Below are 15,569 nucleotides of genomic sequence, written 5' to 3'. Positions count from 1 at the left end.
CGGCCTGGTCCGGGAGACCGCCGGCCGCTGACCGCGACCGCAGCTATCCCGCCAAGCTGGCCGAGGAGTTGGCCGAGACCGGGTGAAGGTTCCGAAGCGGCTTGCTCCGGCCCCGCCCGACCGGCAAGGATCGCCCGCAAGCATCGTGTCGAACGGGGGCGCCATGAAACCTCGCCTGGTCTTCGTCCACGGCATCGGCGGGCCCCGTGACGCCGCCGCCGACCTGGACGAATGGCTGCGGGCCCTGGCCTCGGGCGCGCACGGCGCCGGGCACGCGGCGCGCGTCTCCGGTCTGACCGGCGGCTGGGCCGCCGACGCCCGGTTCGCCTACTACGGCGACCTGTTCCGCACCGCCGGGAGCCAGGGGACCGGCGGCGGGACCGGTCCCGGCGGCCCGGAGGAGGAGCAGGACGACGAGGTGCTCGCGGAGCTCCTCCTGGAAGCCGTCGACGAGCGCCTCGCCGACCCCGACGCCTCCCTCTCCGCCGCCGAGGCCCGCGCCCTCCGGCACGCCCGCACCCAACTCGCGCCGCCGCCCGGGGCGCAGAACGCCGGCGCGCCGGCCCGCCGCGTGGTCAACGCGGTCACCACCCTGCTCGCCGTCCCGGGCCTGCGCTCCCTGGGCGGCTGGCTCAGCGCCCGCAGCACGGTGGGCATCCTCGGCCAGGTCGCCCGCTACCTCAACCGCGCCGAACCCGACGCCACCGGCGCCACCCTGGACCGGCGGATCCGCGCCCGCGTCGCCGCCTGCCTGGACCCCGAGGGCCCGAACGTCGTCGTCGCCCACTCCCTCGGCACCGTCGTCGCGCTGGAGACCCTGCACGAACTCACGTACGGGACGGCGGACGCCGCCGCGCCGACGGACCCGCGCCGCCCCCGGGTCCCGCTCCTCGTCACCCTCGGGTCGCCGCTCGGCATCCGCACCGCCGTCCAGCCCCGGGTCCGGCCGAACCCCCTCGCCACACCCGCCTCCGTCGGGCGCTGGCTCAACTTCTGGGACCGCGACGACATCGTGGCCGCCCGCCCGCACCTGGAACGCTTCGTCCACCCCAACGCCGACGCCGTCGTCCCCGCCTCCCGCCGGGTCGACTCCGACGGCGCCTGGGTCCACCCGGCGGCGAAGTACCTGGCCCAGCCGGCCGTCGCCGGTCCGCTCGTCGAAGCGCTGACCACCCTCGCGGAGCGATGACCCGACCGCGCCACGTGCTCGTGATCGGGGCCCAGTGCCCCGGCCTCGGCCTCCTCGACGAGCTGGAGCAGGCGACCCACGCCCTCCACGACACCCTCACCACCCCGTGGGCCGGGGCCTGCGAGAAGGACCAGCCGCACGGCCCGACCCTGCTGTACGGCGGCCGGCTCACCCGCTCCGGGGTCGAGGACGCCGTCCGGCGGGCCGGCCGCGCCGCCGCCGAGGCCGGCGCGGTGCTGGTCCTCGGCCTCCTGGGCCACGGCATGGCCGCCGGCACCCGGCTCTACTTCATGGCCGGCGACTCCCGCGCCGAGGACCCGCTGAGCGCCGTCGACGTCGGCTCGCTGCTCACCGCACTCCTCGACACCCCCGGCCTGGACGGGGTGGTGGCCCTCGTCGACACCTGCCACGCGAACAACGCCCACCCCGACCTGGGCTCCCTGGCCAACGGCATCCGGCGCGGCGACACCCGGTTCTCCCTGCTCCTGGGCTCCGGAGCCCAGGAGGAGGCGTACGAACTCCGCTTCAGCCGCACCGTCGTGAAGGTGCTCCACTCCGGCATCGCCGACGCCGGCGAGACCCTCGTCCCCTCGGCCGTCGTCCGCGCCGTGCGCGAGGACGGCGGCGCCGCCGGCCAGGGCGTCCACCACACCGACCACGACGGCGCCCAGTTCGCCGACGGCGCGCTCTGGCTCGCCCGCAACGCCCGCCACGCCACCGGCGGCGCGGGGTCCCTGCTGGGCCCGGTCGGCCGGGCCGCACTCGACCGCGCCCTCGGCGCCGCCGACCCGACCGCCGCCGACACCGTCGCCCACCCCGGGGACCTGGACGCGCTGCGCGCCCGCCTGGACACCCTGTCGGCGCCCCAACGAGACTGGGCGAGCAAGGTGGTGACCGCCCTCGACCACGCCGTACGCACCCAGGCCCTGCTCACCGGCTGGCCCGGCGACGACCTGACCAGCGCCCTGCTGCGGCGCGCCCTCGCCGAGGCCTGCCCCGCCCCCCTCTCGCCGCTTCCGGAGTCCTCCGGCGGCGAACTGCTGCGGGACGCCGTCGAGTACCTGCTGCTCCGGGCCCCGCGCTTCGAGCAGCGGCCCACCGCACCCCTCGCCGCCTTCGTCGCCGTCCTGGCCACGGAGACGCGCGTCGAGCCGCGCAACCACGCCCTGCGCGGCTGGGCCTTCGCCCTGGACGCCGTGATCGACCTCAACGACGCCTTCGCGCGGCTCGCCGAGCGGGGCCGCGAGACCCGGTTGCGGCTCGTCGTCAGCCTGCACGCCGCCGTCGGCGACGACTGGCCCGAATCGCTGGCCGCCTGGCTCCTCGACGACGGAACCGTGCGCGAGCACGAGGAGTTCCCCTGCCCCGCGCAGGACCGCACCGGCGTCGAACGCACCCTCGTCGGCGTGCTGCGCTGGGCGACCCGCCACGCCGACGCCCTCGACACCCCGCTGCGCCGGGTCGAGATCGCCGCCCCCGCCCCGCTGCTCGCCACCTGGCGCCCGGAGGAGACCGACTTCGGCATGCGCCTCGGCGACCTCCACGACGTCGTCCTGCGCTGGAGCGACCGCATCCAGCCGCCCGACCACCTGTGGTGGATCAACGACCAGGCCCGCACCGCCCTGAAGGCCATGGAGGGCCGGGGCGAGGGCAGCCGCGTCGACTGGCTCGGCGAGGCCGACACCCGGCGCGCGGACGAACTCCACGAGCGGCTGCGCCGGTCCGCGCCCCGCAGCAGGGCCGTCGCCCTGGAGCACCGCCCCGCCCACCTCAAGGACATGATGGAGATCCTGCTGGCCTCCTCGCCGATCGTCCTGTGGCCGAACCCGGTCCAGGGAACCCCCGAGGCCCAGGGGGCCGGAGGCCCGGACACCCGCGCGGCCGCCGTACCGGAGCCCGTACGGCGGTCCGTGGACACCCACTGGCACCTGCTGCCCGCCGAGTTCAGCCGCGCCTACCGGGAGCACCGCCGTTCCGGTCCAGGGGCGGACGACGGCGCATGCGGGCACGCCGACACCGGGCGACGCCACCTCGCCGGACTGCGCACCGTGTGGGACGGTCTCGAGTGGCTGGATTTCTGCAAATGGTTCGATCGCGAGCACACGGCTCGGGAACAGTTCTCCCGGGAACGGTTTCCGACGGAGGGGGAGAGTCCCGCATGACCTGGCAGCCTTTCTACGTCGGCGACGGCGCCGCCCCGGCCGACCCCGACCGCCCCGTCGCGCTCCCCAAGGCCCCGCCCTGGCGGGAGTTCCCCCGCCGCTCCCTGCACGAGCAGTTCGTCCCGCCGCCCGGACTCGTCGAGGCGGTCAACGCCGCCCTCGCGCTGCGCCGGCCGCTGCTCGTCACCGGACCGGCCGGCTCCGGCAAGTCCACCGTCATCGAACAGGTCGCCGCCGAACTCGCCCTGGGCACCGTCCTGCGCTGGCACATCACCTCCCGCAGCGGCCTCACCGAGGCCCTCTACCGCTACGACGCCCTCGGCCGGATCCACGCCCAGCGGCTCAAGGGACGCGGCGGCGACGACGACATCGCCCCCTTCCTGCGCATGGGCCCCCTCGGCACCGCCCTGCTGCCCACCGACCGGCCCCGCGCCCTGCTGATCGACGAGATCGACAAGAGCGACCTGGACCTCCCCAGCGACCTGCTCGACGTCCTCGAACGCGGCGAGTTCGAGATCCCCGAACTCGCCCGGTACGAGACCGACGTGGTCGCCGTACGGGAATGGCAGGGCGACGCCCACCACGACGTGGAGCGCGGACGGGTGCAGTGCACCGAGTTCCCGTTCATCGTCATGACCAGCAACGGCGAGCGCGACTTCCCGGCCGCCTTCCTGCGCCGCTGCGTCCGCTTCACCATGCCCCTGCCCACCCCCGAGACCCTGCTGCGGATCGTCGAGGCCCACATGGGCGCCCGGACCGCCCGGACCCCCGAGGCCGACCGGCTGCTCACCGTCTTCCTCGAACGGCTCACCGCGGGCGAGAGCCTCGCCGTCGACCAACTGCTCAACGCCGTGCACCTGCTGGCCGGGGACGGCGCACCCGACGAGAACCGGCGGCAGGCCATCGAGGACCTGATCCTCCGTGAGCTCTCCCATGCCTGATCCCCTGCCCGGAGTGCTCTCCGCCCTGCGCACCGCCGCCCCCGACCTGGACGGCACCGCGCTGGCGGAGGCGCTCTGGCTGGCCGCCCACATGGCCGGGGGCCGGACCGCCGCCGCGGACCGGCCCGCACCCGCACCACCCGGCGCCGACGCGGCCGAGCCGCCGCGCCCGCCCGACACCCCGTCCCGCCCGCGGGAGCCCGCCCCGGCCCCCGCCCCCCGCCCGCCCGACCCCGAGGGCAGGCCCGCCGCCACCCGGCCCCTGCACGAACGGCTCCCCGGCAGCGGCACCCGCGTCCGCGGCCACGCCGTCGCCGCACCCCGCGCCACCGGGCTGCCCCGCGCCCTGGAACTGACCCGGGCGTTACGCCCCTGGAAGCGGCGCTGGCCCCGTGGCCGCCACGCCGAACTGGACATCGACGCGACCGTCGACGGGTACGCGCGCAGCGGCGAACTCATCCCCGTCCTTGCGGCGGCCCCCGAGCGCTGGTTCGACCTCGCCCTCGTCGTCGACCGCTCGCACAGCATGCGGGTGTGGCGCGAGACGATCGCCGAGTTCACCACCGTCCTCGACCGGCTCGGCGCCTTCCGCACCCTCCAGGTCACCGACCTGGCCTTCGACGAGGCGGGCGAACCCCTGGTCCCCGGCCAGCTGCGCTCCTCCGACGGGCGCCGGCTCGTCGTCGTGGTCTCCGACTGCATGGCCGAGGCCTGGCGCCGCCCCGACGTCTGGTACCAGCTGCGGGAGTGGGCGGGCGCCACCCCGACCGCCGTGCTCAACCCGCTGCCGACCCGGCTGTGGCGGCGCGGCGGCCTCAACCTGCCCATCGCGCGCTTCACCCCCGCCGCCCCCGGCACCCACCGCAGCCGGGTCCCCGTCGAACCGCCGCCCCTGCTCGACCCGGCCGGCCCGGACGGCGACGGGGACTGGCTGCCGATCCCGGTGCTCTCCCTGACCCCGCACTCCCTCGGCCGCTGGTCGCACACCCTCATGCGCGGCGCGCCCGAGGGCTGCACCGCCGTCCTCGTCCCGCCGACCGGGCGCACCCCCGGCCCCGCCCGGCCCCCCACGGTCCCGCTGCCCCCCGAGGCCCTCGCCGGCAACCTGCTGCGGACCGCCTCGCCGCGCGCGGCCCGGCTGGCCGTGCTCTGCTCCCCGTTCGACCGGTTCAGCCTGCGGCTGCTCCACCTCCTGCGCGAGCAGCTGGTCCCGGAGGCCGGCATCGCGGACGTGGCGGAGCTCGTCACCAGCGGCGTGTTCGACCTGGAGGAGAGTGCCACCGGCGGCGTCGAGCTGCTGCTGCCGCCCGCCGCCCAGACCGTGCTGCGCGCCGAGCTGCCCGCCCACGAACTGTGGGCCGTCCACCAGGAGCTCGACCGGTACGTCGCCACCCGCGGCCACGGCCCCGGCCGGCTGCCCTCGGTCGCCCACGACGGGGACGGGCCGCACGACTGGGCGGCCGAGAAGGAGGCCTTCGCCCGGGCCAGCCGGCGCACCCTGGAGCTGCTGGGCTTCGCGGAGCAGGGCGGCCGCCGGCACACGACCGGGGCCTCGTCCGCGCGGGCCGCGTTCGAAGGCCACACCGAGCTCGTCGACCGCGTCGTCCGCGACCTCGCCGACGGGACGGTACGGCTGCTCTGCGTGAGCGCCCGCGACGGCGTCCCCGGTGCCGGGCGCACCGCGTTCGCCCGCCACGTGGCCGACCGGGTCCGCGGGGACTTCCCCGACGGCGTCGTGTTCGTGCCGCTGCGCGGCTCCACCCCGCACCCGGTGCCGCCGGAGGCCGCGCTGCACCGGGTGTTCCGGGAGCTGGGGGTGCCCGAGGAGGAGATTCCCGAACCGGGCCCCCTGGGCACCCTCGACGCCCTGACGGCCGGGCTGCGCGCCGCGGTGGAGGGCCGGCGGGTCCTGCTGGTCCTGGACGACCTGGGCGGCCAGAAGGACCTGCACCGCCTCGCGGCCGACCCGCCGCCGGGCTGCTCCGTGCTGGTCACCAGCCGCGAGCTCCCCCGCCCGCCGCACCCCTACCGGGGCATCGAACTCCCGCCCCTGCGGGGCCCGGACGCAGCCGCCGTGCTGGCCGCGGTCATGGGGCCGGACACCACACCGGAGCGGGCGCGGGAGACGGTCGGCACGGCCGCGTGGTGGCCGCTCACCCTGCGCATCCTGGGCGGCGCGCTGGCCCACGGGGACGACCCCGGCTACACGCTGAGCACCCTGCCGAGGCTCCGTCGGTCGACCGAACAGGCCCTGGACCCCGCGGAGCTGGTGCGCCACCGGCTCATCCTGGACATGGGGCGCGGAAGTCTCAGCGGTGCCCTGGAGCGCCTCGCGGTCGTCACCTCCGGCGAGTTCACGCTCCAGGAGGCCGTCGCCGTCCTGGAGGGCGGCGCGACCGGCTCCGAGCGGCTGCTGGACACCCTGGTCCGGGACGCGCTCCTGGAGCGGACGGGCCCCGGCCGGTACGCCTTCCCCGCCGCCGTCCACGCCGAGGTCGAGAGGGGGCACCGGCTCGACCCCCGCCTCAGGGCGGTGGCCCAGGAGCGCATCACCCGCTTCCGCCGCGCCGCCGCCGCCGCACTCCGCGAGGAGCGGCACCCGGGCAGCGCGCTGCCCGCCCTGCTCGGCGTCACGCCCGTGCCGGCCCCGCACCCCGAGGTGTGGATCCCGAACGCGCTGGCCCCCTCGGGCGTCGGATCCACCGGCATGGAGGCCGACACCCTGTTCCTCCTGCACGAGGCCGGCGCCTCGCCGCCGTACCGCGCGCGGTTCTCCCGGGCCGCCCGGTCGCTGATCGACGGCCGCTCGCTGCACACGGACGAGGCCTGGGTACGGGCCGTGCTCGCGCTGGCACTCGCCCAGTACGCGTCCGGGCGCCCCCGCGAGGCCTGGGACACCCTGCACAAGGCGAGCACCTTCCAGCTCCAGGGCGACGCCGCCACCTACGGTCCGGCCGCCCTGCTGTTCGCCCGGCTCTCCCGCGACGGCCGGTCGGACGGGACGGGGGCGGCGGCCTCCTGGGCCGAGGAGGCCCTGGCGTACCTCGACGTCGGCGCCACCGCCCGCAGCCCGGAGACCGCGGACGCCCTGCGCTGTCTCGAACAGGCCCTCGCCGAGGCCCGCGACTACGAGGAACTGGCCGCCGTCCAGTGGCGGCTGGTCCGGAACCTCGCGGCCCGGGAGCTGCACGACGAGGAGGGGGAGGTGCTGCTCCGGTTCGCCGACACGCTCCTGTTCCTCGGGCGGGGGTCCGACGCGGAGGCCCCGGCCCGGCGGGCCCTGGAACTGCTGGAAGCCGCCGGGAACGAGGCGGGCCGCGCGGCCGCCGAGGAACTGCTCGGGGCCGCCCGGCGGGCGGCGTACCCGCCGCCCGCCGAGCGGACGTTCGTCGTCCTGGAGGGCCTGGCGCCGCCGGACCGCCTGGCGGCGGAGGCGGCGGCCGCCCTCGACGCCGCGACCGCCGACCGGCGCGAGACCCACGTCGTCGAGGACTGCGCCCTCCTGCTCGTCGACACCCGCGTGCCCGTCGACGAGGTGCTGCGGCAACTGGTCGAACGGCTGCCGGGACGACTCGACGCCGGCGGGACCGGCCGGCCGCTGCGCGTCGGCGTGCACATCGGGCCGGTCCGCGTGGACGAGGACGACCCGTTCCCCGGCCTCAGCTTCCGGTACACCCGGACGATGCTGCGGTCGGCCGAGTTCCGCAGGGTGTCGGACAACTACCCGGACGACACCGCGCTGTGCGTCTCCCCGGAGGTGTTCGCCCTCCTGCGCGGCTCCGGAATGGACACGGACTTCGGCTCGCTGGAGGTGCGCACGCAGGGCGGCACCGACGTCATGGTGATCCTCACGCCGCGGCTCGACCTGTCCGTCTGGGACGGTGAACTCCTCGCACTGGCTCGGGTGTTCAGCGAGCTCGATCCGGAAGGGCGGCGCTTCGCGGGCATCCTGCGGGATTCCCTCGACGCGGTGCTGGACGCGCGGAACACCGGCCGGTTCGATCCGGAGGAGCTGCGGATCGACGAGTTCGCCCGGATCCCCTGGGCGGTGAAGGAAGGCCTCCAGTCCGTCTTCACCTTCGTGCCGGGCCGGACGGCCGACCTGGTGTGGCAACGGCCGCAGGGCGACGTGCCGTTCGACCTCAAGATCTCGTTCCGCAGACCACGGCCGCGATTCGACCGGAACGCCGTCGGGGGCGTGTCCCTGATCGTCTACGCGGACGACGCGCGGGCCCGGTGGTCGGCGGGCCTCGTCCGGGTGCGGCCCGAACACCTGGCTCCCGGCGCCAACCGGGACGGCACGTCCCCGCTCACCGCGGAGGCGCACCGCGGTGCCGTCCTCTGGCTGCACCGGGACGCGCCGCTGCCGGAGAACCTCCTGCTGCACCTCGACCCGGAGGACCGGGAGGCGATCCTCGCCGGACCCGACGACGTCTCCCGCGTGGCCGAACTCTTCCGCCGGGTCCGGTTCCGCACGGTGCCCGCCTCCGCGCTGCGCGCCCTGATCCGGGCGACGGACCCGATGCGGACGGTGCGCCTCGCGGGCGCCGCGCTCCGCGAGGAGGGCCTGCTGCTCCTGACCGGCACCCCGCGGGGCAGGGCGACCGCCGAGACGCTGCGGCTGCCGGTCCCGGAGCCCGACGAGTTCGTGTGCGCCCCCCTCACCCGGCGCCGCTCCGAGCACGGCACGCGGCCCTCCGTCGTCGCCGACGGGGCCGCGTGGGTCGTGGCGGCGGAGGGGGACGAGAGCGTCCCGCTCCCGGAGGGGTTCCCCGCGCTGCGCACGCGCTGAGCCGTCGGCGCGGTCGCTGCCGCAGCCGCTGAGACCGGGACCACCGGGGGCCGCGGCCCCCGGCGCCTACCCCGCCGGTCCCGCCGCCCCGGCCCCCGTGCGCACCGCGCAGGCGCCCGCGAAGCCCTGCGGGACCCGCACGTCGGTGAGCGTCCAGCCGGGGACGGGCAGCGGACGCGCGCCCGTGCCCACGAACGTGTCGGCGAACCCGGTGCCGGACAGGCCCTGCCCCGTCCCCTTCAGGTAGGCCTCCTTGCGGGTCCAGCAGCGCGTGAAGGCCGCGGCGCGCTCGGCGCCGGCGAGCAGGGCGAGTTCGCTCCGCTCGGCCGGGTGCAGCGAGTCCGCCACCTGGCCGACCGTCCCCGCCTCGGGCACGGCCTCGACGTCCGCGCCGACCGGGACGGGCGCGAACGCGACCAGGGCGAGGCCCTTGCTGTGCGAGAGCGAGAAGTGCAGGGCGTCCCCCCGCTCGGCGAGGACCGGCCGCCCGTGCGGCCCGCCGCACCCGGGGCAGTCCAGGCGCGCGAACACGACCGCCCCGGGCGCCCGCCCGAGGTACCCGCCGGCCAGCACCCGCAGCGCCGTGTGCGCGGCGACGTACACCTCCCGGTCCGCGGCCCGCCGCAACCGCGCCGCCCGGTCCCGCTCCTCGGCGTCGAGCACCCCCGCCGCCCCGCCGGCCGCGACGGCCCCGGGCGGCACCAGCCACACCTCGGCGCCCACGGGCAGCCCGGACGGCGCCCGGTCCCGGCCGAACTCCCGCGGGATGATGCCGATGTCGTCCACGCGTACGACTCTAGGGGCTCCGGTCCTGCGCCGGGGACGCGGTCCGCGCCGTGAGGGCCGGTGCGGACGGTCCCGGCGTCACGCCGAGGTGTCGGCCGGACGCCGGCCCCGCCACCAGCGGGGGCGGGTGCGGGGGTGCACGGCCCGGCCCAGCCGCCGGCCGACGGTCAGGTACCCGAGCAGCGCGCCCGTCGTGTTGAGGAGGACGTCGTCGACGTCGAAGGCGCGGCCCGTCACGAGCGCCCCCTGCACCAGTTCCACGAGCAGCATGGCGGCGGCGGTGAGGAGCGCGACCCGGAGGAAGCCGCGGGCCCTGCGGGACAGCAGGGGCAGCAGGATCCCGAAGGGGACGCCGAGGAGGACGTTGCCCCCGAGCTGCTTGACGGTGTCCAGGAACGCGGGCCGGCTGAGGTACGCCTCGATCGAGCGACCGGGCGTCAGGTTGTCGTGGGTGAGGGGCACGGACGCCGGCGAGGCCTCCAGCGTCAGCCGGGCCAGGACCACGGCGAACGCCACCATGCCGGCCAGGGCCGTGAGGGCGACGAGCGCCCGCACGAAGCGGCCCGGCCCGCGGGGGACCGGGGCCTCGGCACGGGGCGCCGCGGTGGCGGCGTCCCCAGGCTCCGGGCTCCCGGCGGACCGTGCCCCGTCGTCCGCGCGCCGCACACCTCTCCCCGTACCCTCGTCCCCGCCGGCGGCATCGGCGTCCCGTTCCTTCGGCACCCTTCTCGGAACTCTCCGACCGAACATGAGCCGTCTCCTCCCCTGGGTGTCCTCGTGCGATCGGACCCCGCATACCCGCGCCCGGGGACGTCATGCGCCGCGGCTCCGCCCGGACCCCCACCGCCGCAACAACCGCCCCTCGTGCCACAACTCGTAGCATTTACAAGTGAGTTGAGTGTGCGCACGGCGAACTCGGGCAACCGGCCCCCATGGGAGAAGAAGAAACGGACAACCGACCCGCGCCGGCCGGCCCTTCGGGGCGGCGCACCGGGGGCCGGTGGCGCATCGTCGCCGGTGCGCTGCTGGTGCTCGCCGTCGCCCTCATGCTGATCGGCCAGTTCTTCCGGCTTCCGGGCCTGACCGTCTTCGGGACGGAGGTGCGGGACCGCTCCGGCCCCGCCGTCCTGAAGTCCGTCCAGGACCTGAGCCGGTACGAGGGGGCGGCGGGGACCTACCAGGTGGTGGTCGACCTGGAGCACGACGCGCGGTTCCTGCCCGACGCGATCCGGGGCACCCGCACCCTCTACGTGGCGAGCGGCGACGTCGCCGCGTACGTCGACTTCGGCGGCCTCGGGGACGGCGCCGTGAGCGTCGACGCCGACCGGACCGAGGCCACCGTACGGCTGCCGCACGCCCGGCTGGCCGACCCGGCGCTCGATCCGGAGAAGTCGTACGCCGTGTCGAAGCAGCGCGGTCTGCTCGACCGGATCGGGGATCTCTTCTCGGACAACCCCGCGAGCGAACAGGCCGTCCACGTCCTCGCCGCCCAGCGCATCGGCGACGCGGCCCGCGCGTCCGACCTGACGTCCCGGGCGGAACGGAACACCGCCGCGATGCTGCGGGAACTGCTGCGGGGCCTGGGCTTCGAGCGGGTCACCGTGACCTTCGTCTGACCGGGGTCGACCGCTCCCGAAGCCGGCCGTCCGGGGACACGCGGACCGACGCCTCCGTGTCGGTCCGCGTGTCCCCGGACGCGACCTCGTGCCGGGCCACGGGACGTACCGGATCGTCGACGTCTGCAACGGAGAGGAGAACGGCTCCGGGGTTCCCGCACCGGTCACTTCCGGTGCGGGAACCCCGGAGCCGTTCGGGGCGCTCGGATCAGTCGGTGCCGGTGCCCAGCAGGCCCTCGCGCAGGCGCTTCACGGTGCGCGAGAGGAGCCGCGAGACGTGCATCTGCGAGCAGCCCAGCCGCTCACCGATCTGCGCCTGGGTCAGCTCCTCGACGAACCGCATGTGGATGATCCGGCGGTCGCGCTCGTCGAGGTCGGCGATGAGCGGGGCCAGCGAGTGGAAGTCCTCCACCAGCTCCATGGCGGGGTCCTCGGTGCCGATGAAGTCGGCCAGCGAGGCGTCGCTGTCCTCGTCCTCGCCGCTCAGCGCGGCGTCGAGCGACGAGGAGTTGTAGCCGTTGGAAGCCAGCCGCGCCTCGGTGACCTCCTCCTCGCTGAGGCTCATCAGCTCGGCCAGTTCCTTGACCGTCGGCATCCGTCCCAGACGGGTGCTCAGTTCCTCGGTCGCCTTGGCCAGCTCCACGCGCGCCTCCTGGAGCCTGCGGGGAACGTGCACCGCCCAGGAGGTGTCCCGGAAGAACCGCTTGATCTCGCCGACGATGTACGGAACCGCGAAGGTGGTGAACTCGACCTCGCGCGACAGCTCGAACCGGTCGATCGCCTTGATCAGGCCGATCATGCCGACCTGGACGATGTCCTCCATCTCGTCGGCGCGGTGCCGGAAGCGCCCGGCGGCGTAGCGGACCAGGCTCATGTTCATCTCGATGAGGGTGTTCCGCGCGTACTGGTACGCGTGCGTCCCCTCCTCCAGCGTCGCGAGCTCCCGGAAGAAGACCTTCGACAGGGTCCTCGCGTCCCTGGGTGCGACCGCCAACGTGTCCGGGATCTCCGGCAGCGCCCGTGTTCCGGACCCGACTCCCGCCGTCGACATCGTGGTGACCGTCACACCTGTCTCCTTTCACGTGTCTTCTTCATGGGGACGCACGGGCCCCCGACTGGCCGCCTACCCCGACTTCTCACGTTCAGACCTGTCGAATCCGCATGAGTTTCCGATCGGTTTTCCCCGCCCCGCGAGGGGCAGACGGAATGCCTGACCGATCCTCAGGAGGAGAGACATGACACGGGACCCCTCGATGAGGGCCGTCGGTTGGGCGCGCTCGCTGCCGTTGGGCAGCAGCGTGAAGACGGCCCGCGACTGGACGCGCCGGCACCTGGTGGCGCTCGGCTGGGACCGTACCGCCCCCGGCGTGGCGGACTCCGTCGTGCTGGCGGTCTCCGAACTCGTCACCAATGCCCATGTGCACGCCCGCAGCGACGCCCAGCTGATCCTCACCTGGGACGAGGAGTGCCTGCACGTCACCGTGCACGACGCCTCCCCGCGGGTGCCCGAGCAGCGCAGCCCGGACGACGGCGCGCTGGGCGGCCGCGGACTGCTCCTGGTCGACGCCCTCGCCGACGACGTGGGGACCCGCCCCTGCCCGCGGGGCAAGGACGTCACGGCCTGTTTCCGTCCGGCCGGCCCCGGCCGTCCCGGCTGAGGGAGCCGCTTCCCGCCGCACCTCAGTGCCCCAGGGACGCGAGCAGCGGACCCCAGTCGATGTGGTGTTCCTCCGTGCCCTCCGGCACCAGGACGAAGGTCTCGCGCACGAAGCGGCCGATCGTCTCCTGCCGGCAGCGGACGACGGCGCACTGGGCCGGCGGCCCGAGCCGGAGCAGGAGCCCGCCGTCGGGGGTGGGCCGGACCCGGACCTCGCCGTCGCCGGTGGGGCCGAGCGATCCGGTGAGGATCATCTCGCGGTCGACGCGCCACACCACGGGGTCCTCGCCGAGGAGGTGGAAGGCGATGCTCAGGGCATGCGGGTCGCGGGAGTCGTAGCCGACGGTGGTGTCGATCGGGACCGCCGCGTCCGCGGTGAACAGGTCCATGGCCATCGACTGGATGAGGCCGCGCGGTGCGGGGAGCGGTGCGACGTGGGGCTGGGGCATGAGAACCTCCGGCTGAGGGCTGTCAGCGAGCGGGTGCGGTGTCCGCTTGTCCCGTCCCGAACCTGTTACACCTCGTGCCGTCGTGGCGGATGCGCCGATGGTGTCGCGATGTGGTGAAGGCCGTGAAGGCCCGTCAGGGAACGAGGACGTCGGCCGGGGCGGCGGTCCGCGTGCTCAGGCCGTGTACCTGCCCCGGGTGCGGCCGTTCACCGCGGACAGATGGGCGGTGTGCGGGGCGGTGATGGCGACGACCGCCATGTCGTCGTGAGGGCCGTCGCCCACCCAGTCCCCGGCGACCGTCTGTACGCGCTCGACGACGGCCTCCGCCGGGAGCCCCGCGCACTCGGAGAGCGCGGAGCGCAGCCGGTCCTCACCGAACAGGGAGGGGCCGAGCGGCCCGCCCCGGGCCTCCGTGATCCCGTCCGTGTAGAGCAGACAGGTCTCGCCGGGGGAGAGGTCCACGGTCGCCGACCGGCTGGTGACGACGGGGAGCGCGCCCACCAGGGTCCCGCCGGTGTCGGCCTCCTCCACCTCTCCCGTGGCCCGCAGGACGAGCGGGCGGGGGTGGCCGGCGCTGGTGAGCCGGAGCCGCACCCGGCCGCCCGTGCGCCGCACCGAGGCCAGGACCAGGGTGGCGAAGCGGGTGTGCCGGGCGGTCAGCAGGGCGCCGTTGACCAGCCGCAGGACGTCCTGGTGGTCGCCGGCGAGGGGCAGCAGGGCCTGCACGGTGCTGCGGATCCGGCCGGTGAGCACGGCGGCGTCGAGCCCCTTGCCGCACACGTCGCCCAGGACGGCGAGCGTGTCGCGGCCGTCGTCGCTGCCGGGGTGCACGTCGTAGAAGTCGCCGCCGAGCCGGTCGGTGTCCCGGGACGTGCGGTAGCCGCCGGCGAAGTCGACGCCGTCGACGCGGTGGAGTCGGGGCGGGAGGAGTTCGGCGATCAGCGCACGGGTGACGCGGTCCTGCTCGGCGTAGAGGCGCGCGGCCGAGAGGGCGGCGCCCGCGCGGGCGGCGAACAGCCGGGCGAAGTGCTCCTCGGAGGCGTCGAAGGCCCGCCGTCCGCCGCGCCGCAGCAGGACCAGGGCGCCCGCGGGCACGCCGTGGCCGGCCAGCGGGGTGATGGCGGCGGACCCCGGGGTCCCCCCGAAGCCCTCGGGCACGGCCCAGGACGGCAGTTCGGCCGGGTCGATCCAGCGGGCGGGCACCGGCGGGAAACCCCGGAGCGCCTCGGTGAGACCGGGCACGACGGCCGGGTCCAGGGTGAGCTGCGTCCGCTCGAAACCCCCGGCCATGGCGGTGACCACGGTGGAGCGGTTCCGCATCCCGGGCGGGGAGATCACGAGGGCCGCGTCGCCGAGATGGTCGGCGGCGAGCAGGGCCGCCTTCTCCAGGCAGCGGTCGGGGTCGAGCGAGGCCAGCAGCTGGGTGGAGGCCTCGGCCAGGATGGCGTGGCGCTCCCGTTCGGTGCGCAGGGCGTCCTGCGCGGCCGTCAGGTCGGAGTCGTCGACCAGCCACCACGCCACGTCGCCGTGGCCGGACCCGGTGGGGTGGGCCCTCAGCAGCCTGCCCTCGTGGCAGCCGCGCAGCGGGGCGGGTGCCGCCCCGGCGGGTGCGCCGGTCGGGTGGGCCAGCCGCCGGTGGGCGTCGGCGAGCCATCGCGGGACGGCTTCGTCCAGTCCCTTGCCGACCCCCAGTCGCGGGAAGAGGTCGGCCGCGGCGGCGTTGAACTCCACGACGCCGCCCTCGCGGTCGGCCACCACCGCAGGGTGCGGCGAACCGCGCCACCGGAGGTTCCTCGCTTCCGCGGACTCACGGGAGCGGCTGGACTCGTCCTCGAAAACAGTCATAAGCGTGGCCCGCGCGTCCTGGACCGCCACCTTCCCACTCGACGACAGCTCGTCCTCCCACCCTCGCGCAGGGGGCCCCGCACATCAAGCGAGCCCGCCTCCTGGGGTACGCATCCGGCCCGGCCCCGCACG

General features: G+C 75.8%; 11 protein-coding genes. 6 read left to right on the top strand and 5 right to left on the bottom strand.

What is annotated here, in order from left to right; genetic code table 11:
• Positions 1 to 163: 163 nt before the first annotated feature.
• The 4 genes from ABD981_RS03835 to ABD981_RS03820 are packed head-to-tail and all read left to right on the top strand — an operon-like array spanning position 164 to position 9,084.
• Complete coding sequence (locus ABD981_RS03835) at positions 164 to 1,189, top strand: hypothetical protein (RefSeq protein WP_046912259.1); 1,026 nt, start codon at positions 164 to 166, stop codon at positions 1,187 to 1,189.
• Complete coding sequence (locus ABD981_RS03830) at positions 1,186 to 3,351, top strand: vWA-MoxR associated conflict system protein (RefSeq protein ID WP_046912260.1); 2,166 nt, start codon at positions 1,186 to 1,188, stop codon at positions 3,349 to 3,351. The genes ABD981_RS03835 and ABD981_RS03830 overlap by 4 nt, the downstream gene beginning before the upstream one ends.
• On the top strand, positions 3,348 to 4,292 hold the full coding sequence (locus ABD981_RS03825) for an AAA family ATPase (RefSeq protein ID WP_046912261.1): 945 nt from the start codon (positions 3,348 to 3,350) through the stop codon (positions 4,290 to 4,292). The genes ABD981_RS03830 and ABD981_RS03825 overlap by 4 nt, the downstream gene beginning before the upstream one ends.
• Positions 4,285 to 9,084 carry a NaeI family type II restriction endonuclease gene (locus ABD981_RS03820; RefSeq protein ID WP_345527877.1) on the top strand — a complete coding sequence of 1,600 codons (4,800 nt, stop codon included), beginning with the start codon at positions 4,285 to 4,287 and terminating at the stop codon, positions 9,082 to 9,084. Before ABD981_RS03825 ends, ABD981_RS03820 begins: the two co-directional genes overlap by 8 nt.
• A gap of 66 nt (positions 9,085 to 9,150) precedes the next feature.
• Here ABD981_RS03820 and ABD981_RS03815 read toward each other — a convergent pair whose 3' ends face one another.
• Positions 9,151 to 9,870 carry a 4'-phosphopantetheinyl transferase family protein gene (locus ABD981_RS03815; protein WP_123954964.1) on the bottom strand — a complete coding sequence of 240 codons (720 nt, stop codon included), beginning with the start codon at positions 9,868 to 9,870 and terminating at the stop codon, positions 9,151 to 9,153.
• A 78-nt stretch (positions 9,871 to 9,948) separates the two neighbouring features.
• Positions 9,949 to 10,536: a VanZ family protein gene (locus tag ABD981_RS03810; protein WP_240495399.1), complete on the bottom strand. Its 588-nt coding sequence runs from the start codon at positions 10,534 to 10,536 to the stop codon at positions 9,949 to 9,951.
• A gap of 266 nt (positions 10,537 to 10,802) precedes the next feature.
• On the opposite strand from ABD981_RS03810, the gene ABD981_RS03805 reads away from it, so the two are divergent.
• Positions 10,803 to 11,486, top strand: a complete 684-nt coding sequence (locus ABD981_RS03805; RefSeq protein ID WP_123954965.1) for a DUF4230 domain-containing protein — start codon at positions 10,803 to 10,805, stop codon at positions 11,484 to 11,486.
• 208 nt (positions 11,487 to 11,694) lie between these two features.
• Here ABD981_RS03805 and ABD981_RS03800 read toward each other — a convergent pair whose 3' ends face one another.
• Positions 11,695 to 12,537 carry an RNA polymerase sigma factor SigF gene (locus tag ABD981_RS03800; protein ID WP_046910591.1) on the bottom strand — a complete coding sequence of 281 codons (843 nt, stop codon included), beginning with the start codon at positions 12,535 to 12,537 and terminating at the stop codon, positions 11,695 to 11,697.
• Positions 12,538 to 12,721: 184 nt separating this feature from the next.
• On the opposite strand from ABD981_RS03800, the gene ABD981_RS03795 reads away from it, so the two are divergent.
• On the top strand, positions 12,722 to 13,144 hold the full coding sequence (locus ABD981_RS03795) for an ATP-binding protein (RefSeq protein ID WP_046910543.1): 423 nt from the start codon (positions 12,722 to 12,724) through the stop codon (positions 13,142 to 13,144).
• A 22-nt stretch (positions 13,145 to 13,166) separates the two neighbouring features.
• Here the strand turns inward: ABD981_RS03795 and ABD981_RS03790 are convergent, their stop codons facing one another.
• Positions 13,167 to 13,592, bottom strand: a complete 426-nt coding sequence (locus ABD981_RS03790) for an SsgA family sporulation/cell division regulator (RefSeq protein ID WP_123954966.1) — start codon at positions 13,590 to 13,592, stop codon at positions 13,167 to 13,169.
• A 174-nt stretch (positions 13,593 to 13,766) separates the two neighbouring features.
• The gene (locus ABD981_RS03785) at positions 13,767 to 15,437 is read right to left on the bottom strand and encodes a PP2C family protein-serine/threonine phosphatase (protein WP_046910544.1); all 1,671 of its coding nucleotides are present in this window, start codon (positions 15,435 to 15,437) and stop codon (positions 13,767 to 13,769) included.
• Positions 15,438 to 15,569 lie beyond the last annotated feature (132 nt).

This window comes from Streptomyces showdoensis, assembly GCF_039535475.1.
Taxonomy (GTDB): Bacteria; Actinomycetota; Actinomycetes; order Streptomycetales; family Streptomycetaceae; genus Streptomyces; species Streptomyces showdoensis.
The sequence above is the reverse complement of the archived record's forward strand: the minus strand, read 5'-3'. Positions and strand labels throughout refer to the sequence as shown.